At 58.5% G+C, this 18,308-nt stretch carries 19 protein-coding genes; 4 read left to right on the top strand and 15 right to left on the bottom strand.

Features of this window, described 5'->3' with window-relative positions:
- Nucleotides 1–9: 9 nt before the first annotated feature.
- The 11 genes from MHN28_RS06575 to MHN28_RS06525 all read right to left on the bottom strand — a co-directional run bounded on the left by MHN28_RS06575 (nucleotide 10) and on the right by MHN28_RS06525 (nucleotide 12,520).
- Nucleotides 10–1,596, bottom strand: coding sequence for an ABC transporter substrate-binding protein (locus MHN28_RS06575; protein ID WP_239337300.1), 1,587 nt, complete (start codon nucleotides 1,594–1,596; stop codon nucleotides 10–12).
- Between the two features lie 124 nt (nucleotides 1,597–1,720).
- Entirely contained in the window at nucleotides 1,721–3,715 is a 1,995-nt protein-coding gene (locus MHN28_RS06570; RefSeq protein ID WP_239337298.1) for a CocE/NonD family hydrolase, read from the bottom strand.
- Nucleotides 3,716–3,766: 51 nt separating this feature from the next.
- Nucleotides 3,767–4,870, bottom strand: a complete 1,104-nt coding sequence (locus MHN28_RS06565) for a glycerate kinase (RefSeq protein WP_239337295.1) — start codon at nucleotides 4,868–4,870, stop codon at nucleotides 3,767–3,769.
- Nucleotides 4,870–5,307, bottom strand: coding sequence for a D-aminoacyl-tRNA deacylase (dtd, locus tag MHN28_RS06560; RefSeq protein ID WP_239337293.1), 438 nt, complete (start codon nucleotides 5,305–5,307; stop codon nucleotides 4,870–4,872). Before dtd ends, MHN28_RS06565 begins: the two co-directional genes overlap by 1 nt.
- Nucleotide 5,308: 1 nt before the next feature.
- Nucleotides 5,309–6,001 (bottom strand): nitroreductase, encoded by a 693-nt coding sequence (locus MHN28_RS06555; protein WP_239337291.1) that lies wholly within the window; start codon nucleotides 5,999–6,001, stop codon nucleotides 5,309–5,311.
- Nucleotides 6,002–6,081: 80 nt separating this feature from the next.
- A complete protein-coding gene (locus MHN28_RS06550; protein WP_239337290.1) occupies nucleotides 6,082–7,170 on the bottom strand; it encodes a TFIIB-type zinc finger domain-containing protein in 1,089 nt (362 codons plus the stop codon).
- A 32-nt stretch (nucleotides 7,171–7,202) separates the two neighbouring features.
- Nucleotides 7,203–8,351: an SPFH domain-containing protein gene (locus tag MHN28_RS06545; RefSeq protein ID WP_239337289.1), complete on the bottom strand. Its 1,149-nt coding sequence runs from the start codon at nucleotides 8,349–8,351 to the stop codon at nucleotides 7,203–7,205.
- A 22-nt stretch (nucleotides 8,352–8,373) separates the two neighbouring features.
- Nucleotides 8,374–9,330 carry a DUF2927 domain-containing protein gene (locus tag MHN28_RS06540; RefSeq protein ID WP_239337288.1) on the bottom strand — a complete coding sequence of 319 codons (957 nt, stop codon included), beginning with the start codon at nucleotides 9,328–9,330 and terminating at the stop codon, nucleotides 8,374–8,376.
- A gap of 13 nt (nucleotides 9,331–9,343) precedes the next feature.
- Entirely contained in the window at nucleotides 9,344–10,534 is a 1,191-nt protein-coding gene (locus MHN28_RS06535; protein ID WP_239337287.1) for a toxic anion resistance protein, read from the bottom strand.
- Nucleotides 10,535–10,564: 30 nt separating this feature from the next.
- A complete protein-coding gene (locus MHN28_RS06530; protein WP_239337286.1) occupies nucleotides 10,565–11,473 on the bottom strand; it encodes a 5-bromo-4-chloroindolyl phosphate hydrolysis family protein in 909 nt (302 codons plus the stop codon).
- Between the two features lie 174 nt (nucleotides 11,474–11,647).
- On the bottom strand, nucleotides 11,648–12,520 hold the full coding sequence (locus tag MHN28_RS06525; protein ID WP_239337285.1) for a pseudouridine synthase: 873 nt from the start codon (nucleotides 12,518–12,520) through the stop codon (nucleotides 11,648–11,650).
- Between MHN28_RS06525 and MHN28_RS06520 the strand changes: the two genes are divergently transcribed.
- The gene (locus MHN28_RS06520) at nucleotides 12,519–12,974 is read left to right on the top strand and encodes a nucleoside deaminase (RefSeq protein WP_239337284.1); all 456 of its coding nucleotides are present in this window, start codon (nucleotides 12,519–12,521) and stop codon (nucleotides 12,972–12,974) included. The two genes, MHN28_RS06525 and MHN28_RS06520, sit on opposite strands and share 2 nt — an antisense overlap.
- 21 nt (nucleotides 12,975–12,995) lie before the next feature.
- Here the strand turns inward: MHN28_RS06520 and MHN28_RS06515 are convergent, their stop codons facing one another.
- Both MHN28_RS06515 and MHN28_RS06510 read right to left on the bottom strand, forming a co-directional pair.
- Nucleotides 12,996–13,970, bottom strand: a complete 975-nt coding sequence (locus tag MHN28_RS06515) for an adenylate/guanylate cyclase domain-containing protein (protein WP_239337282.1) — start codon at nucleotides 13,968–13,970, stop codon at nucleotides 12,996–12,998.
- A 41-nt stretch (nucleotides 13,971–14,011) separates the two neighbouring features.
- Nucleotides 14,012–14,704 carry a metal-dependent hydrolase gene (locus MHN28_RS06510; protein WP_239337280.1) on the bottom strand — a complete coding sequence of 231 codons (693 nt, stop codon included), beginning with the start codon at nucleotides 14,702–14,704 and terminating at the stop codon, nucleotides 14,012–14,014.
- 59 nt (nucleotides 14,705–14,763) lie between these two features.
- Here MHN28_RS06510 and MHN28_RS06505 point away from each other — a divergent pair, with 59 nt between their 5' ends.
- A complete protein-coding gene (locus tag MHN28_RS06505) occupies nucleotides 14,764–15,420 on the top strand; it encodes a ceramidase domain-containing protein (RefSeq protein ID WP_239337277.1) in 657 nt (218 codons plus the stop codon).
- On the opposite strand, the gene MHN28_RS06500 is transcribed toward MHN28_RS06505, so the two are convergent.
- Together MHN28_RS06500 and MHN28_RS06495 are read right to left on the bottom strand one after the other, a co-directional pair.
- Nucleotides 15,411–15,974 carry a DUF4202 domain-containing protein gene (locus tag MHN28_RS06500; RefSeq protein WP_239337273.1) on the bottom strand — a complete coding sequence of 188 codons (564 nt, stop codon included), beginning with the start codon at nucleotides 15,972–15,974 and terminating at the stop codon, nucleotides 15,411–15,413. The two genes, MHN28_RS06505 and MHN28_RS06500, sit on opposite strands and share 10 nt — an antisense overlap.
- 137 nt (nucleotides 15,975–16,111) lie before the next feature.
- Complete coding sequence (locus MHN28_RS06495) at nucleotides 16,112–16,264, bottom strand: hypothetical protein (protein WP_239337271.1); 153 nt, start codon at nucleotides 16,262–16,264, stop codon at nucleotides 16,112–16,114.
- Nucleotides 16,265–16,517: 253 nt separating this feature from the next.
- On the opposite strand from MHN28_RS06495, the gene gatC reads away from it, so the two are divergent.
- Both gatC and gatA read left to right on the top strand, forming a co-directional pair.
- Nucleotides 16,518–16,805, top strand: coding sequence for an Asp-tRNA(Asn)/Glu-tRNA(Gln) amidotransferase subunit GatC (gatC, locus tag MHN28_RS06490; protein WP_058275619.1), 288 nt, complete (start codon nucleotides 16,518–16,520; stop codon nucleotides 16,803–16,805).
- Nucleotides 16,806–16,808: 3 nt separating this feature from the next.
- Complete coding sequence (gatA, locus tag MHN28_RS06485; protein WP_239337268.1) at nucleotides 16,809–18,296, top strand: Asp-tRNA(Asn)/Glu-tRNA(Gln) amidotransferase subunit GatA; 1,488 nt, start codon at nucleotides 16,809–16,811, stop codon at nucleotides 18,294–18,296.
- Nucleotides 18,297–18,308: the final 12 nt, after the last annotated feature.

The raw sequence follows: 18,308 nt of genomic DNA, 5'->3' as shown, positions 1-18,308 counted from the left end.
TGGGCCCTATCAGGAGAACCACATCTTGCGGGACATCTGACCATTCATCATCTCTTGGGTCGGGTCGCTTTCCCAACCTGCGAGTTGATTGGTGACGCCTTCCACAAAATCGTTGAACATCGGGCAGATCAGGCCGCCCTGGTCGCGGACCATGACGCCCATCTTGCTGTAGATGTCCTTGCGCTTGTCGTTGTCCAGTTCGGCGCGTGCTGCGAACAACATCTCGTCGAACTCCGGCACCTTGAAGCGGGTGTCGTTCCAATCCGCTGTCGACAGATACGCGGTCGCGTACATCTGATCCTGCACCGGACGGCCACCCCAGTAGGAGGCACAGAATGGCTGAACGTTCCAGACCTCGGACCAGTAACCGTCGTTCGGCTCGCGCTTGATCTCCAGCGGGATACCGGCCTGAGCGGCGCTTTGCTGGAACAGAGCTGCGGCATCCACGGCACCCGGGAAGGCACCATCTGCGACACGCAGGATGATTGGCGAGCCGTCATGACCCGACTTCTGATAGTGCTCAGCGGCCTTTTCAAGGCTGAACTCGCGCTGCGGGATCGAGCCGTCAAACAGCGGGTATGCCGCGTTGACCGGCATGTCGTTACCAATGGTGCCGTAGCCACGCAGAACCTTGTCGACCAGATCCTGACGGTTGATGGCATGCTTCAGCGCCAGACGCAGTTCGTTGTTGTCGAACGGCGCAGTATCGCAGTGCATGATGAACACATAGTGCCCACGACCAGCGGTCGAATGCACAGTCAGGTTCGGCGCGCGGCCCAGCAGATCGGCAACCTTCGGCTCGACGCGGTTGATCGCGTGAACCTGACCCGATTGCAAAGCGGCCGTACGTGCGGTCGCATCGTTGATAACGATCACTTCAACGCTGTCGAAATTGCCGAAATCGGGGTTCCAGTGGTTGGCAAACTTCTTGAACAAATGGCGCACGCCCGGCTCGTCGACTTCGACCTGATAGGGACCGGTGCCGATGCCTGCGCCAGGGTTGTCCATACCGCCGTCCGGCTGGATGATCAGGTGATAGTCGGCCATCAGGAAGGGGAGGTCAGCATTCGGCTCGGTCAGAGTCACCTGGAAGTTGTCTCCGTCAGCCTTCATTGACTCAATGCCCTTCATGATGCCCAGGGCACCGGACTTGGAGTCTTCGTTGGAGTGGCGTTCCATGGTCTTCAGCACGTCTTCGCTGGTCATGGTCTTGCCGTTGTGGAATTCCACACCCTGACGCAGCTTGAAGGTCCAGACCTTGGCATCTGCGCTGCCTTCGACGCTTTCGGCCAAGCGGGGTTCGATTGAACCATCCGGTGCGACTTCGACCAGCGTGTCGCCGAATTGTCTGCCAGTCTGGAATGGCACCGAGCTGGCATAGGTCGCCGGGTCAAGCGAGTCGGTGGAGTTCCCGCCCTGCAAACCAAACTTCAGATCGCCGCCCTTTTTCGGCCCAGCCGCACGCGCGGCATCGGCAAACATGGTGCTGGCCATCGCTGCCGACACACCCAAAGCCGCCGCTTTCCCCATGAATTCGCGGCGGGTGAGTTTGCCCGCTGTGACCTGACCGGCCATGTGAGTGAGTTGTTCGTTCATTTATTGGTCTCCCAGTTGATTGGATTGCAGCCCTTGTCGGGCTTTTTATTGACGCATGAGTCAAGGTAGGCGCATTTCGGTCTGCCGAGCAAGGACAAATGTCTGACCTTTCACCACCAAAATATCACATCTGGTTGCGTGGAATGGTATCCTCCGTTTGCTTGGAAAATACCAAGGTTTCGTTTTCAAAGGCACTTATTTTCGCCTGTAAGTAAAAGTTTTCCCGGTCTGACCACATTTCACAGGACGTTTCGGTGCGCAGATCAATTCCGTCCCGGCTGAGTTCCTGCGTCCAGTCGCAATACCCTCGGGCGGAAAGCGGGTCATCCGGATGAATGGTCCAGCGTTCATATGCAGTCCCGCCGTGGGTCAGACCGTGGTGGTTGTCAGTGACAAGACCAAAGTCGTCTTCGACAATAAGACTGGTTTCACCCGAGTTCATATCGGTTTCCACACGTCGCGAGTTGCTGCTGTCGCGCAACGTCGTGACCTCGAGCGGGGTTTCGGATTCAGGGGGGTGAAACAAATGCTCGTCTCCGCCCGGTGTCGCCCGGTTCGGGATCGAAATTTCGCCGCTCGTTAAATGTATCTCGACAGGTTCCGGAGACGGCCAGATCAATGGCCAGTACGCGCTGGAAACTGCAACACGCAAGCGATGCCCTTTGGGAACGCGATAGGCGATATGGTCCAGACTCAGTGTAACTTCATAAGGTGTTCCGCATTCCAGCGGAGTAGGATTTGCATGACCGTCACGATGCGACAGATTCAAGACGCCATAGGTGATCCGAGTTGTTGCACCGTCCGGGTGGACATGGTTTAGCCGCACCGCGATCTGCGCCTGAGGACGGTCAGCGCTGACTTTCAACCGAATACGCGGCGCGCCCACGATGTCCAAATCTTCGGACAAAGGCGAACCATCGAAACCAGCGGATAGCGCATCGTCTGCGCGCTGATCCCCCGGCATGTCGGGACCCAGCCAAATTGCGCAATACTCCCCACCCTCCATGCCGCAAGTCTGGGGGGAGCGTACGCGCCTGTTCAGTGATCCATCCTGGCCAAGCCCGTCATCCGACAGAGTCAGTTTGAGGTCAGGCAGATGCGTCGTTGCGCCGGCCTGTTCTGCAATCCAGCGCCCGGGTCTATCCGTGTACCACCGCTGCGGGCGGACTCCATCCATCAGATAAGCCCGATAATCGGGGTCGTTTTCAACGCCCGTGTCCAAACCTTTCAACCAGTGATCCCACCAGCGCAGCGCCTCTTGCAAGAAACCGATTCGTGGCTCGGGCACCGCAAAGTGCGGGTATTTATGCACCCACGGGCCAACGATACCTTTCGCCGGGGCATCAAGCTGTTCAACCAGCAACGGTACAGTGTTCTTATAGGCGTCGCCCCAACCGCCAATGGCCAGGGTAGCCGCGCGGATTGCACTGAAATCTTCGCAGACCGAGCCATGGCGCCAATAGGCATCCCGTGTCTGATGGCGCAGCCAAACCAACGGCAGGAAGGGTTCCTTTTCAAGACGCTCGAGCCACAACTCACGCCAGTTCGGGCGCAGCGCCGGATCGGGGGCTCGGGACGAATAGGACCACATGGTCGCGCCCCAGCCCAAATTTTCGTTCAGCAGACAACCGCCCTTATAGTGGATGTCATCCGCATATCGGTCAGCCGTTGAACATAGCGTGATGATTGCTTTCAAAGGGTCTGGTTGAAGGGCCGCAACCTGCAGGGCGTTGAAGCCACCCCAACTGATTCCCATCATGCCAACCGCGCCCGAACACCAAGGCTGTTCCGCCAACCACAGAATTGTCGACACGGCATCATCCAGCTCTTGCTGGGTGTATTCGTCCTCCATCAAACCCTCGCTGTCGCCATTGCCGCGCATGTCAACGCGAATGCAGGCATAGCCACGTTTGGCAAACCAGGGATGGGTCAGGGTATCGCGTGGCGCCGTGCCGTCACGTTTGCGGTAGGGGAGGAATTCCAGAATGGCCGGTACGGGATTTTCGCCGGCGTCAACCGGACGCCAGACGCGTGCTGAAAGACGACACCCATCCGGCATTACTATGCCGACATCCGGTAAATCTTCGATATCGCATAGCGAATTGGGCGAGCGCGTCATTCTAAGAGTGTCTCGGTCTTTTTTACTTTGGTATGCGTGAAAATCGTCAAATCAACGCCTTATTGCGACAACAAGGTCCATCACATTCGTTCCTGTGGGCCCTGTCACCAACAATGCGCCGGCGTCGTCCAGAAAGCTACCGCTGTCAGCATGCTGCAGGGCACGATCGGCTCCGTCGCCCCAGGTCGCGCCATCGACCACCGCTCCGGCTGCGTCGGTCGGGCCATCGGTGCCATCGGTTCCGCCAACGACCACGGTCAGATCCGACACTCCGGCGATTTCCCGGGCCAGCGCCAGTGCAAGAGCTTGGTTGCGTCCACCGCGGCCAGGGTTTTCCGGCAGCACAACTGTTGGCTCACCGCCGAAAACCATGACCCCGGGTTCCATGTCTCTTATGCGTTTCCCCAGCGTCGTAGCGACCCGATTGACATCATCGTGCAGGCACTCTTCATCGGCCAACACCTGAAAACCTTCGCCGCGCGCAAGATCGACCGCCGCAGAACGTGCGTGAGCGTTGGACGCGACGATCTGTGCTTTCGCCTTAAAATCACGTGTCTCAGGTAGCGCGCCAATGCCAGACCCGATGACATTCAGATCATCACCGGGAACGTCCGAAATCGCCAGAACGGTCGCCTTGGCCCCCTTGAAATGGGCCAGAAGCCCACCGCCCTTGATCCGCGACAGCTTGCGGCGTTCTGCATTCATCGCAGTAATATCCAGACCTTCGGCCAGAAGTCGTTGGTTCAATAGTTCCAGATCGGCCAGAGTTTTTTCCGGCAACAAATCCTCGGCCAGCGAGGATGCCCCGCCAGAGACCAGCAGCAACACATGCGAACCGTGCGGCATGGCCTCAATCGTCTCGCGCAGGGCGCGGCCGCCGTCGAGGCTGCGCGAGTCTGGCACGGGGTGGGAGGCTTCGATCACCTCCACCTTTTCCGGCAAGTCCCGGCCATGATCGTCCTTGGTCACGACCAGGGTCGGACACGGCCCAAAATGGTCCAATGCCGCGCGGGCCATGGCTGCTGCCGCCTTACCAACTGCAAGGATTTGGTCCGGCGTCGGGATGTCGTCCAAAACAGCCTTCGTGGCCCTCTGTCCGTCAACCGCGTCCACTCCGGCTTGCCAGATGCGAATTGCCTGCTGCCTTTGATCCATCAACTTTCCATCCAAATCGTAACCGGCCCGTCGTTGACCAATTCCACTGCCATATCAGCCCCGAATTCACCGGTTTCGACCGGTACGCCCCGAGCCTGCAGCTGCTGGGCAAACACCTCGTAAAGGTGCTTGCCCTGATCCGGGGGGGCAGCTTCGGAAAAGCCGGGTCTGTTCCCGCGAGAGGTATCGGCGGCGAGTGTAAACTGACTGATCACCAAAGCCGAGCCGCCGACATCTACGACAGATCGGTTCATCTTTCCGGCATCATCCTTGAAAATTCGCAGTTTTGAGACCTTGGCCGCCAGTTGCTCGGCCTTGTGTTCGTCGTCACCTTGCATGGCGCAGACCAGGATCATCAAGCCCGGGCCGGTCTGCCCGATCTGTTCTCCGTCCACCGAGACGTTGGCCCGAGACACCCTTTGTAAAACCGCGCGCAAATTAGTTTTCCGTTTGGTGAAGTGTTGATCCACGCCAACTTGCTATTTCGTCCAGTTCAGCGCGACCGGTTCGAAACCCGTTGGCCGGGTGTTCTGCATCCGAGTACCCGAAAGAGATTGCGCACAATACCAAACGGTCGTCTGGAATGCCGAAATACCGGTGCAGGAATTTGCCATAGCTGGCCACAGCGGCCTGCGGGATCGTGGCAATGCCCAAGGCTTGTGCTGCCAGCGTGAAGGCCATGACAAAGCCGCCACAATCCATTGCTCCATACGGTCCAAGATCTGCAGGGCTTGAGATGATCGCGCAATGGGGTGCGCCGAAAAGGTTGAAGTTTTCCAGCGTTTGCCTGGCTGAGCCGGCCCTGTCGCCGCGTTCGACGCCAACAGCCTCATACAACGCCCAGCCGCATTCCCGTCGGCGCGCCTGATAGACCCCGTTATACGCAGTCGGGAACGGCAGGTCCGGTTCTGGCGCGCCGGTCGCGACTTCGTTCTGCAATGCCTTTCGGAACGCGTCAGTTTCGCTGCCGCTGGTGATCACGGCGTTCCAGGGTTGCGCGTTACACCAGCTTGGCGCACGTGATGCGCTGGTCAAAATCTGTTCGATCAGGGCCTTAGACACGGGGTCGGGGCGAAATGCGCGACAGGAATGCCGCTCAGTCAGCAATCGATCCAGATCTGATGGCGTCACGCTGTCCTCCCCTTCATGTTGACGAGGCCGAGGATGGCGGGAGGTTCCGGAATGTTCAAGCGCTTATAAGGAAACAGAGCTTACTGCTGACCGGTCGCCATCAGATAGCCAACACCTGCCGCAACCAGCAGGCCAAGTACCACAGCGATTGTGATCTTGATGGCGGACCACGGACGTTCGCCCTGAACGCGCCCGGTCCTGCCATTCACAACGAAACGATAGGTTTCGCCGCGATATTTGTACGCAGCCATCCAGACGGGCAGCAAGACATGCTTGAAGGTCACGTTCCGCACATCCGTGTCGATTGCATGAATACGTTGTCTGTCGCCACCAATGTCGAACCGCACATCACGTTCGATCACCCGGGCCATGTGCCCTCGTGCCTCGGTGTATCCGTCCTGCAAGTCCACCGTGTATGCCTCGGCCCGGAATCCTGCCAGATACTCTGGTTGATAAGGTTCCAGCGCCGGCAAATCCCACGGTTCCAACGCGTCCGTGTAGCTTTTGGGCAAGGACCGAGACGCCAGCACCAGCACATCGTCGAAAAACCGCGCGACCCGGCCTGATTTCGGGGACCAGCGCACCTTGGCCACACGCTGCTGCATTGGCTTGCCGTCGCGCATGACGGTTCGGGTTTCGTAGTAAACCGTGCCACGTTCGCCCTGATAATTGGACTGCGTATCCGCATCGAATGTCCAGTAGGGGACATATATCCCCTGCATCTTGCGGCCCTTGCGGGCATATTCCTTCAGCCCGTTGGGTGCGAACCAAAGCCTGCCAAGCCAATCGGACATCGCTTTGTGGGCTGAGCGTTCGTCCAGCGCGAAGGGCAAAACGCCCTTTGGTTTTATATGCCGATTGACGCCGGTTTCTGTGACTACCGGTGTGGCGCAGAATGGGCATTCCGCCGCGTGGGTGTTTGGGTCGAATTCAACCTGAGCCGCGCAGTTCGGACAGGACAGAACGCGGGTTTCTTCAATTTCACCTTCGGGCAGCTTGTCTTCCAGCGCTGCATTGAAATCCAGCTCTTTCAAACTGGCGCCGCCCCATGGGCCGGCACCAATAGTCTCTGAATGCCCGCAATGGTCGCAGGTCAGCGTGCCATCGCCGGGGTTGAACCGGTAATCCGCGCCGCATTGATCGCAGGGAAAGCGGTGTTCGTCGGTCATTGCTGAGCCTTGGTCATCCATTCATGCCGAAGTCAAGCACCCGGCGGAGGCGGAGGCAGGATCGTAAACAGTTGTGCCAGTTCCTGCACATCCCCGGCCTTCTTCCAGCCATCCTGACCGGCGGTCCAGACATGGGTGTCACGGGTGATTTCTCCGTCCGTCGCCATGCGCCCCATCTTGGCCTTCGAGAACGGACCACTGGTCTGGCCGTCCACCGCGATATGCCAGACATGCTCAACCGGGGGCGGGGGCGGCGGTGCCGCATGCGCTGGTGGTTGCGGGGCAGCGGGGGAGGGCGCTCCCCACGGGCCGCTCGGTTGACCCGCTGCCATGTTCGACATCTGCTGTGCCATCGCCATGCCCATGCCCATGCCAAGACCGGCACCCATGCCGCCTCCCTGACCGGGGTTGTTGGCCGCGGCGGTCATCGCTTCGGCTGCGGAGTATTGCGTGAACTTGCCCAGATCGCCAGCCAGCCCCATTGAGGTGCGCTTGTCCAGCGCGGCCTCGACAGCGGGCGGTAGTGAGATGTTCTCGATATAGAACTCGGGCATTTCCAGCCCGTAGCCTTCCAGAACAGGCGAAACTTCGGCAGCGATCAGCTTACCCAGATCGGCGGTGTTGGCCGCCATGTCCAGAACTGGGATGCCAGAGCCTGCGATGACGCGGCTGAACTCCTGCACGATGATGTTGCGGATCTGAAAGCTGATCTCATCCATCGTGAATTCACCGTCAGTGCCGACGATTTCAATCAGGAACTTCGCCGGGTCCTTGACCCTGACCGTATAGGTGCCGAAGGCGCGGATTCGGGTCGGTCCGAACTCGGGGTCCCGCAGCATGATCGGGTTCTTGGTGCCCCATTTCAGATCATTGAAACGGGTCGTGTTGACGAAATAGATCTCGGACTTGAACGGAGACTGAAAGCCGTGATCCCAGTGCTGCAGGGTCGTCAGGATCGGCATGTTGTTGGTCTCAAGCATATAGAGACCCGGGGTGAAAACGTCCGCCAGTTGCCCTTCATGGACAAAAACCGCTGCCTGGCCTTCGCGCACGGTCAGCTTGGCGCCGTATTTGATCGCATGCCCTTCGCGTTCGAACCGCCAGACCATGGTATCGCGGGTGTCGTCGACCCAGTGGATGACGTCGATGAATTCTCCGGTCAGAAAATCGAAAATGCCCATTGGGGTTCTCCTCTTCCGGGGCTCAGAGCGGCTGGCCCATCAGTTCTCGTGCAATGATCCGCACCACGGGGCGGGCGTTGTCTACCAAAACACCGGTTTCCAAGCGCGGATCATACAACATTGTCAGTAGTTTTTCGTCATGGCTGGTCAGCAGCGCAAATTCGTCATCGTCGTTGAAAATCGACGGACGTGCAGCCGGGCTGTCGTTGGACAGCCCCAATCCCTGAGCGATCTCTTCGTGAATGCAACTGCGACGCAGCAGATCTGGCAGTTCCGACCGGATCAGTGTCACGGCCCGAACGTATCTGTTTGGGGCCGAGCTGTTGCCCAGCGCAAAAACAAAGCAATCGATATCGGAGCGCGGGTTTGCCACCAGATCCAGAGAATCCTGGCTTATATTCGGGATCAACTGTTTCAGACGAGTTACCACGTAGGCGCTATCGTCCTTGCCCGCAAAGAAGACGTAAAAATTGGCCCTTCGGCTGACCACCGAAATCGGATGCCCTGTCACTCTGGCCAGTCTGGCAGAATACGACTCGACCTCGGCCACGTCCTGCGTGCGCGTGGCCGGCAGGACAGAGGGGCCAAATTCGGTTTGGACGCGCACAGGCCCCGCCCAACGGCTCAGCTGCCCGTCCGTTTGGCGGGATGCTACGGCCACCGCGTGGTCGGGGTATTCGCTGTAAAAGGCAATCGCTTCGAAATTGCGCGCCAGATCGTCAGCGTCATAGGGGGTATCCGGACCACCCCCATCGGTGCGCAACAGGCCCCTTGTCAGCAAGTCACGTTCAACTCGTTCATAAAACCGCGTCAAATCCTGGCTGGCGGCTGACGGCGGGACATAGGCGTTGGGCTTGGGCGCTGGTGCGACGGGGCGCTGTTCCGGAACAACGGACGACGTCAGCGCCTCATCGCAATTGGCCAAAGCCAGCAGCGATACAAGCGCCAACGCGGGTTTCAGTACACTCGAAAATCGCACGCCCAGCCTGCCTTTAGCTCGAAACCGCAGTTCCCGCGTTGTCGCCAACCCCGTCCTTGCGTGCCTTGGCGGCGGCCAGCGTGTCGCGCAGTTCGGCTTCCATCTTCTGCAGTTCCTGTTCGGCCGCAGCGCGCTTGGCCTTGCCTTCGTCCGCAATTGCCAGACTTTCGTTGATTGTGCCGATGAGGTCAGCATTGGCCTGTTTGACCGCTTCGATATCAAAGACGCCGCGCTCCATTTCTTCGCGGATCATCTTATTCGACTGACGCAGATTGGCAGCGTTGGATGTCAGCAATTCATTCGTCAGGTCATTCGCGTCACGAACGGCTGAGGCTGCTTCGGCGCTGCGCTGGATTGTGACGGCCTGTGCCAACTGCGTTTCCCACAGAGGCACGGTGTTGACGAGTGTCGAGTTGATCTTGGTCACCAGCGACTTGTCATTTTCCTGCACCAACCGGATCGATGGCAGGGATTGCATCGTAACCTGCCGCGTCAGTTTCAGGTCATGAACGCGCCGTTCCAGATCATCGCGCGCGGCACGCAGATCGCGCAGCTCCTGCGCTTTCATGACCTGCCCGTCTTCCGGCGCGGCCTGAACCTCGGCCTCTTTTTCGGGGATGTCATGGCTGTCCAGTTCGGTCAGCTTTTCCTCACCCGCAGCGATATACAGCGCCAGTTCGTCATAGAAATCCAGCGTCTTTTCATAAAGCATATCCAGCGACTTAATGTCTTTCAGCAGCGTATGCTCGTGCGACAGAAGATTATCGGTGATACGGTCGATCTGCCCCTGAACTTCTTCGTATTGCGCGGTGAACTTGGCAAAAGGCGCGGCCTTGCCGATCAGTTTTTCCCACCAACTGCGCTCGCGCCGGACATCCAGTTCACTGACCGAAAACCCGCGGATCGTGGTCACGATGTTGCGCAGGCTGTCACCGGCAGGGCCCACATCCTTGTTGCGCACATCCGCCAACATGGCCTGACTAATTTCCTGCAGTTCGGCCTGTGCGGAGGACCCGAACGAGACGATCGAGTTGGTGTTCTCCATGTCGATCTCTGCCATCCGCTTGCGGATTTCAGCGCCAACAGGTTCGTCGGCTTCCTCAAGTGAGACGACCTCGGCCGTGGGGTCGGGCAGGGCAACGGCCGTCACCTCCTGCACCAGAGTTTCAGCTTCGACCGCCTTGTTCTTGATGTCATCGGACATGGGGATAATCCTCTCTCAAATAATGGCCGGTCAGTCCAACCGGACGCCTTCGCGTTGCAGTCTTTCGCGCAACACATCAATTTCAACCGTCAGATCACTGCGGTCATCCAAAAGCATTTTACGGGTACGTGCCGCGAAATTTTGTTCAAGGTCATCCAGCAATGCCGAGAAGTCTGCCAGAGCCTGCGCATCGCGGGTGCGGGAATAAACATCTGCGAACTTGATTGTCGCGTCACGTGCACCCTGAAGGTAAACCGTCAGGTATTTTCGCGCGCCTGCCAAGTCACGCGGGTCTTCCTCGACCGTGCGGAACAGGTCGCGCGCAGTGTCCTGAAACCGTTCTACACGCGCCTCGATCCGGCGGTCGCCAGCGCGTTTTATGGCGTCCGTCATTTCGGACAGGTGGGTTTCGGCGTCCTCGACTACACGGGCGACGCGGTCTTGCTGAAAGGTGTCGACGCCTTCCATCCCCTTGTCCTTCATCGGGTCTATTCCGAAGGAGACGGAATGCAGGACGGTCGCCGCCACACCAAACAGGATAGGGGCTATCAGGCTGGCTTCGGACGCTGTCGCAGCATCCAGAAACTCGGTGCGATAGGCGGCCAGACCGATCCCAAGTCCGGTCAACAGGCTCGAGAAGATTTTTCTTGGAAAAGCCGGGCGTCGGGCGGTGCGTCGGGAATGGTACGCAGCTTCGGCCCGCAGCCCTTCACGCAGCAGAAAAGCGGCAGCCGTCAAAACACCGGCGGCAACCAGCCCGATTGTCATTCCGACAGCACCGTCGTTCAGGGAAAGAAACACCAGCGGGACGGCAGGAAGAAACAACAGGTTTGCGCGTGCCCCGGCGGGTTCGACACGTGCGCCGTCATACTGGCCGCGCGGAGGTTGATCCGACGTGTCGCCCTGGGGGCTGTATTTTCCGCCATAGCGTTTGGCCATGTGCTCACAAGCCCCCAAGCAGGCCGGTGCAGACGCCCAACATAAGCGCTAGCAGCACGACATAGGCCAGTTTTTGCACTCCGGTCCCGGACATGGCGCCCCCCAATGATGCCCCTGAGGGAAATCTAGGCCATGAGAGGCCATGGCGCTAGGGGGAAGGTTGTATAACCTGCGTCACTTGCGAGGTTTCTTGCCGATCGGAGGCCGTTTTCTCTGGGGGCGGACGGGTCGTTTGGCCGGGGTGTCGGGTTCGGCGTCCAGACCCAATTGATCCCTCATGACCCTGCGGCGAATTTCCTCGACCTCGCCGGGTTTCAAATTCCCCAGTTGAAAGGGGCCATAGGATACGCGCAACAGACGGTTCACGGCATAACCGATATCTTCCATCGCGCGGCGAATCTCTCGGTTCTTGCCCTCGCGCAGTCCGATTGTCAGCCAGGCATTTGCCCCTTGCTGGCGGTCCAGCGTCACGGTCATCGGCTGAAAGCGTTCGCCCTCAATCACCAGCCCCTTTCGCAATGGGGCAAAATCTTCATCCTTGGGGCGGCCATTCACACGCACACGGTACTTCCGCAGCCAGCCTGTCGCGGGCAATTCCAGCTTGCGCTTGATGCCGCCGTCGTTGGTCAGCAGCAGCAACCCTTCCGAGTTCAGGTCCAGCCGGCCAACGCTCATGACGCGGGGCATGTCCTCGGGCAGGTTGTCGAAGATCGTCGCGCGCCCTTTTTCGTCGCGCGTCGTCGTCACCAAACCCGACGGTTTGTGATACAGCCACAGGCGCGACGGTTCTGGTTCCGATACCGGTTTGCCATCAACGGTGATCTTGTCTTTGGCGGTGACGTTCAGCGCAGGGCTGTTGATGGTCTTGCCATTCACACTCACACGACCGGCTTCGATCATGCGTTCAGCTTCACGACGCGAGGCGACGCCTGCGCGGGCAAGGACTTTGGCGATCCGGTCGCCGGGAGGAGGGGTGTTGCTCATCCGCAGGCCATAGCGCATCCCGGCCGCTTGCGAAAGACGGGTTTCTGAGGCAGTCAGGGGCATGGAGTTCAGATCTCACATGAAACTCGCGCTGGAGCAGGCGCGCGCGGCGGCAGATCGCGGCGAAGTTCCGGTGGGCGCGGTCATCGTCTCGGCCGACGGCAAGGTCGTTGCCGCTGCTGGTAATCGTACGCGGGAGCTGAATGATCCTACCGCCCACGCTGAGATTCTGGCCCTGCGAGCAGCCTGCGCCGAAGCCGGGTCCGAGCGTCTGCCTGACCACGATCTTTATGTGACGTTGGAACCCTGCGCGATGTGTGCGGCGGCTTTAGCTGCGGCACGTATCCGGCGCATCTATTACGGGGCCTCCGATCCGAAATCCGGTGGTGTGGCTCATGGCGCACGCGTGTTTTCGCATCCGCAAGCCCATCATGTGCCCGAGGTTTACGACGGCCTCTCGGCAAAGGAATCCGAAAATCTGCTGAGATATTTCTTTGTGGAGAGGCGGTCGCCCTGAAATTGGCGCCGTGCAACGACGTCACTTCTGCCAGTCAAGCCTGTAAATCTTGTGATCTCCCTTCAGGCCTTTCAGCGGCACGGTTGCGGCATCGGAAAACGAGAACTGAGTCCCACTTCCAACCATTATTCTGGTGGCGTCTGACACACGAATCTCATCCGGGGCGCACATAGAGGCGATCCGCGCCGCTTTGTTTACCACCGTTCCAAAATAGTCCCCGTCGGTCTCGAGAACATCACCTGTGTGAATGCCAATTCTGGCCCGAAGGCGTGGTTCGTTTTTGTCGGAATGCAATTTCCGTTGGATCGACTGGGCTGCCTCAAGCGCACTATGGGCCGTTGGGAACGCGGACATTGTTCCGTCGCCCAGCGATTTTATCATTTTCCCGCCTGTTTGATCGATTTCCGCTTCGACTTTTTCCAAGTGGTGTCTGACGGCCCGGTTCCAGAGATGATCACCGATTGCCTGTGCTATGGCCGAGCTATCGGCAATGTCGGTAAACATGATCGACAATATGCCTGAAGGGCTTTGCTGTAATTCTTCCTGATCCACGGCCAGCAACAGGTCGTCGAAACTTTGGGATTCGAACCCCATTGCTTCAATATTCGAAACGGGATTGGAATTGTGGATCTGAACAATGCGCCATACGGCGTCTTCAAGAATGAATACAAAGGAAATACGAAAATCCACGGCCTTGTCTGTTTCCGGCGCGTAGACCTTGGCGCGCCAGACAGCCCAACCGACCGGGCCAAATTCATGCGCGACGATGCTGGACTCGTTGATAACGAATTTCGGGACGTCCTCGATATAGGCTTTGTACCCGGTCCGAAGAGCGTCTCCGATCCAGAACTCATTGTCCGCTGATCCCAGATAGGTCAGAGCACTGGACTTTGAAAACAAATTGACGACGACATCTGTATCACGCGCGCCAAATGCCGAGACCCACCTTTGTACTATGGCCTCCAATTCCGGAGATGTGGCAATACGATCATCCATTCTTTGAAGATTTTGGTTCAAAATACGACTTTGACTATATCTTATAGCCGTATCGACGTCATCACTTCCGGTTCAATGACCTCCACACCCGGCAAACCGTCAATCAGGGCCTGAGCCGATTGTTCCAGAACCGGAAACGTCTTGTAGTGACATGGAATCACCGTTTTGAAGTCGAAATAGCGCTTTGCCGCATACGCGGCGGCTTTCATATCCATCGTGAAATGGCCACCGGCTGACAGAATGCCGATATCGGGTTTGTAATAATCTCCCATCCAATCCATGTCGGCCATGATGTCGGTGTCACCCGAGACATACAGCATGCGTCCTTCCGAGGCGATCATGAACCCGACCTCGCTACCACCGGTGCGCAGTCCGTCGGGTGTGGAAAAGGTCGAGCTGTGGGAGGCTGGAACCATCGACACTTTGACTCCGTTCAGGTTCACGGTTCCGCCTTTATTATAGCCGATGGTTTCCAGCCCCTCGGCCTCGCTCCAATACCCCATCAGATCGTATTGCCCGACAACGGGAACCTTCAGGTGGTTGGCCAGCGAGACGACATCCGCGACGTGGTCGAAATGCGTGTGCGTCAGAAGGATATGAGTCGCACCTTCCAGCGCGGCGTCATGTTGATCTTCGGACAAGACCGGGTTCCCCGTCAGCCAGGGATCGATCAGCAGAACCTGACCACCAGTTTCGATGCGAAAACTGCCGTGACCCAGCCAAATGATATCCATGAAATAGTCCTCCCAAACAAAGTGTTGGCTTTAATCTAACATCGGATATGTAAAAGTTCATGGACTGGTTTCAGGAAATTGATGGCTATTGCGAGCGCTTGTCGCCCGCCTATTGGGCCGAACCTATAAACGCGGTGACAAACGCCGCGTTTTTGATTGCAGCTTTTGTCATGTGGCGGCGCGTGCGTGGGCTAGGGATGCCTTTGGCGACGTTGCTGGTCGTTATTCTGGCCGCCATCGGGCTTGGCAGTTACCTGTTTCATACCCACGCGCAGGTCTGGGCCGCGATGGCGGATGTTCTGCCGATCCTGCTGTACATTCTGGTTTATATCTTCGCGATCAACCGGGACGTCTGGCATATGCGGCCGTTGGCGGCCGGGGTCGTGACGGCGCTGTTCATCCCTTATGCCGCGGCGACCGTGCCCCTGTTCCAGTTTGTGCCGGGTTTGGGTGGATCAGCTGCATATGCGCCGGTTCCGTTGCTGATTCTGATCTATGCGTTTCTGTTACGCCATCGGGTGCCGGACACCGCCCGTGGTTTAGCCATCGGAGCGGTGATTCTGATCGCCTCGATCACCTTTCGCGCGCTGGACGAACCGATTTGCGGGCAGATCCCTCTGGGCACGCATTTCATGTGGCACATCCTGAACGCCATGATGTTGGGCTGGATGATCGAGGTCTATCGGCGGCACCTGGCCCGCGCGGCTCAGGTCTGAAACGCCGCGGCCAGATGGTCGGGCAGGTCGAATTCGGACAAAACCCGCGCCCGGCCGTCGTCTGACATTTTGCGGGCGGTTTTCTCGACGATGTTCTGGATTTTCTCGGCGGAGTGCTTTTTGGCGAACGGAGCGAAGTACCATTTGAGGAAAACAAAACAGATCACGTCCTCCAATGCCTGCACCTCTGCGTCGCGCTTGATGCCCTGTTTGCGCAGCATCCGACCAGCGGCTTCGACATCGTCGGCGCTGTAGCCGCTCTGTTCCATCAGGCCCGTCACAACGTCAGCGTGATGAACGCCTTGGGCTTTGCGCCATGTCAGGTATCCAGCGCGACCTTCCGGGTATTCACTGCGCGCCAGTTTCCACCGTTCGACATGCTGACCCCTTGCGGCGAACTGCAACGGATCGGATGCATCCGGGAACAATCGATCCAACTCGGCGCTCATGCGCTGACCATACAAAAGCTCGGCTGGCTGGCCGTCTTCCAGGTTGGGGTCTTGTGAGTTGGCCGCATCAATTGCGTCCAGAACAGCTTGCTTGCGCGCGTTCATCTTTCGCTCCGTTGGCTTGCCGGATCTGCAGCGCAGACCGGTGGGTCGTTTCGTGCCATCGTAACGGTTTGCTGCATGGGGCGCAGCAAGCAATTGCCGGGTCGGCACCAGTTTGGCCGACCCAGCCGCGGGTCATGTTACTTGCCCGGCTTGGTCTGATCCTGGGTGACGGGCTCGGAAACCTGATCGGGGAACATCAGGCTACGGGTCAGGGTGTCCATGGTTGGGCCAAAAGCGCCTGCTTGTGCCTGCGCTGCAAGAACTGTGGTGGCCAATACAAGGGCGGTCATGAACGTTTTCATCGCTTTTCTCCGATTAATAGGCTGTGCCATGCCATATGAAGTGAACAGTTCAGTTCAGTTTTTCAAGAGGTAAAATGAACTAATCGGTTTACTTTTTCGCATAGGGGGTATGCAGAAATGAATGACCGGATCGGATTTTGTGGACCTTCGCGACAGATCCAAGGCAGGATCGGGGCCTCGGCGGTCTTGCGACCCGACGACCAGACAGGTAAATGCCCCCTAACGCATATGAGGATATCCGATGTCGATTGACCAAAGCAATGCCGCCAAGGTGGCCAAACTGGCCCGGATCAAGGTCGAGGATGACGCGCTGCCGGCGCTGGCATCCGAGTTCAACACCATCCTTGGGTTCATCGAGCAACTCAACGAAGTGGATGTCGAAGGCGTCGAGCCGATGGTCTCGGTCGAACCGATGCGCCTGAAGCGTCGCGAGGATGTGGTCACCGATGGCAATCAGCAGGACAAGGTTCTGGCCAACGCCCCTGATGCGCGCGAAGGGTTCTTCGCTGTTCCCAAAGTTGTGGAGTAAGACATGAGCGATCTGAACAAACTGGGCCTGGCCGAAGCCCGCGACGCGCTGCGTAAGGGTGAAGTAACTTCGGTCGAGCTGACCGAATCCTGCCTCAAGGCCATCGATGACGCGGACGCGCTGAACGCTTTTGTCCACAAGACACCCGAGATCGCGCTGGAGCGCGCCAAGGCTGCGGATGAGCGGATCAAGGCTGGCGATGCCCCGTCGATGTGCGGCCTGCCGATCGGCATCAAGGATCTGTTCTGCACCAAGGGCGTACCCTCGCAGGCAGCTTCGAAGATTCTGGAAGGCTTCAAGCCCGAATACGAATCCACCGTGTCGCAGCAACTGGCCGACGCAGGCGCAGTGATGCTGGGCAAGTTGAACATGGACGAGTTCGCGATGGGCTCGTCCAACGAAACCTCCGTTTACGGCAACGCGGTCAGCCCGTGGCGGCGCGGCAATGACGACGCGCAACTGACGCCAGGTGGTTCGTCGGGTGGCTCGGCCTCGGCCGTGTCCGCTGACCTGTGTCTGGCGGCGACCGGCACCGATACCGGCGGTTCGATCCGTCAGCCCGCCGCCTTCACCGGCATCACCGGCATCAAGCCGACCTATGGCCGTTGCTCGCGCTGGGGTATCGTTGCCTTCGCTTCCTCGCTGGATCAGGCAGGCCCGATGACCAAGGACGTCCGCGACGCTGCGATCATGCTCGAGGCGATGTGTGGTCACGATCCTAAGGATTCGACCAGCACCGAGCTGGCAGTTCCAAATTTCGAAGCCATGCTAACAGGCGACATCAAGGGCAAGAAAATCGGTATCCCAAAAGAATACCGCATGGACGGCATGCCCGCCGAAATCGAAAAGCTATGGGCTGACGGTGCCGAGATGCTGAAAGCTGCGGGTGCCGAGATCGTCGATATCTCTCTGCCGCACACCAAATACGCGCTGCCTGCATATTACGTTATTGCCCCGGCTGAGGCGTCCTCGAACCTGGCTCGATACGATGGTGTCCGCTATGGCCGCCGCGCACAGCTGGCGCAGGGCGATGGCATCACCGAGATGTACGAGAAGACTCGCGCCGAAGGCTTTGGTCACGAAGTTCAACGCCGTGTCATGATCGGTACCTATGTTCTGTCGGCTGGCTTCTACGATGCCTACTATAATCGTGCGCGCCGCGTTCGGACGCTGATCAAGAAAGATTTCGAAGACGTTTTTGCTGCTGGCATTGATGCGATCCTGACGCCAGCAACGCCTTCGGCCTCGTTTGGCCTGGGTGAGATGACCGAAGCGGATCCGGTGCAGATGTACCTGAACGACGTCTTTACCGTAACGGTGAACCTGGCCGGTCTGCCCGGTATCTCGGTCCCGGCTGGTCTGGACAAGCAGGGTCTGCCGCTTGGTCTGCAGCTAATCGGCCGTCCTTGGGACGAAGGCGATCTGCTGAACACAGCCTATGCGCTGGAAAGCGCCGCGGGGTTTGTGGCCAAGCCGGGCAAATGGTGGTAATCCTCGGATCAG

The organism is Ruegeria sp. Ofav3-42, assembly GCF_022347725.1.
GTDB lineage: Bacteria > Pseudomonadota > Alphaproteobacteria > Rhodobacterales > Rhodobacteraceae > Ruegeria.
The sequence above is the reverse complement of the archived record's forward strand: the minus strand, read 5'-3'. Positions and strand labels throughout refer to the sequence as shown.

Coding starts and splice junctions, on each gene's coding strand:
- MHN28_RS06575 (WP_239337300.1), bottom strand. CDS start 1,596: ATGAACGAACAACTCACTCACATGGCCGGTCAGGTCACAGCGGGCAAA.
- MHN28_RS06545 (WP_239337289.1), bottom strand. CDS start 8,351: ATGGGCATTTTCGATTTTCTGACCGGAGAATTCATCGACGTCATCCAC.
- gatC (WP_058275619.1), top strand. CDS start 16,518: ATGTCGATTGACCAAAGCAATGCCGCCAAGGTGGCCAAACTGGCCCGG.
- gatA (WP_239337268.1), top strand. CDS start 16,809: ATGAGCGATCTGAACAAACTGGGCCTGGCCGAAGCCCGCGACGCGCTG.
- MHN28_RS06535 (WP_239337287.1), bottom strand. CDS start 10,534: ATGTCCGATGACATCAAGAACAAGGCGGTCGAAGCTGAAACTCTGGTG.
- MHN28_RS06525 (WP_239337285.1), bottom strand. CDS start 12,520: ATGCCCCTGACTGCCTCAGAAACCCGTCTTTCGCAAGCGGCCGGGATG.
- MHN28_RS06510 (WP_239337280.1), bottom strand. CDS start 14,704: ATGGATATCATTTGGCTGGGTCACGGCAGTTTTCGCATCGAAACTGGT.
- MHN28_RS06495 (WP_239337271.1), bottom strand. CDS start 16,264: ATGACCGCCCTTGTATTGGCCACCACAGTTCTTGCAGCGCAGGCACAA.
- MHN28_RS06500 (WP_239337273.1), bottom strand. CDS start 15,974: ATGAACGCGCGCAAGCAAGCTGTTCTGGACGCAATTGATGCGGCCAAC.
- MHN28_RS06550 (WP_239337290.1), bottom strand. CDS start 7,170: ATGACCGACGAACACCGCTTTCCCTGCGATCAATGCGGCGCGGATTAC.
- MHN28_RS06520 (WP_239337284.1), top strand. CDS start 12,519: ATGGAGTTCAGATCTCACATGAAACTCGCGCTGGAGCAGGCGCGCGCG.
- MHN28_RS06505 (WP_239337277.1), top strand. CDS start 14,764: ATGGACTGGTTTCAGGAAATTGATGGCTATTGCGAGCGCTTGTCGCCC.
- MHN28_RS06515 (WP_239337282.1), bottom strand. CDS start 13,970: ATGGATGATCGTATTGCCACATCTCCGGAATTGGAGGCCATAGTACAA.
- MHN28_RS06570 (WP_239337298.1), bottom strand. CDS start 3,715: ATGACGCGCTCGCCCAATTCGCTATGCGATATCGAAGATTTACCGGAT.
- MHN28_RS06565 (WP_239337295.1), bottom strand. CDS start 4,870: ATGGATCAAAGGCAGCAGGCAATTCGCATCTGGCAAGCCGGAGTGGAC.
- MHN28_RS06530 (WP_239337286.1), bottom strand. CDS start 11,473: ATGGCCAAACGCTATGGCGGAAAATACAGCCCCCAGGGCGACACGTCG.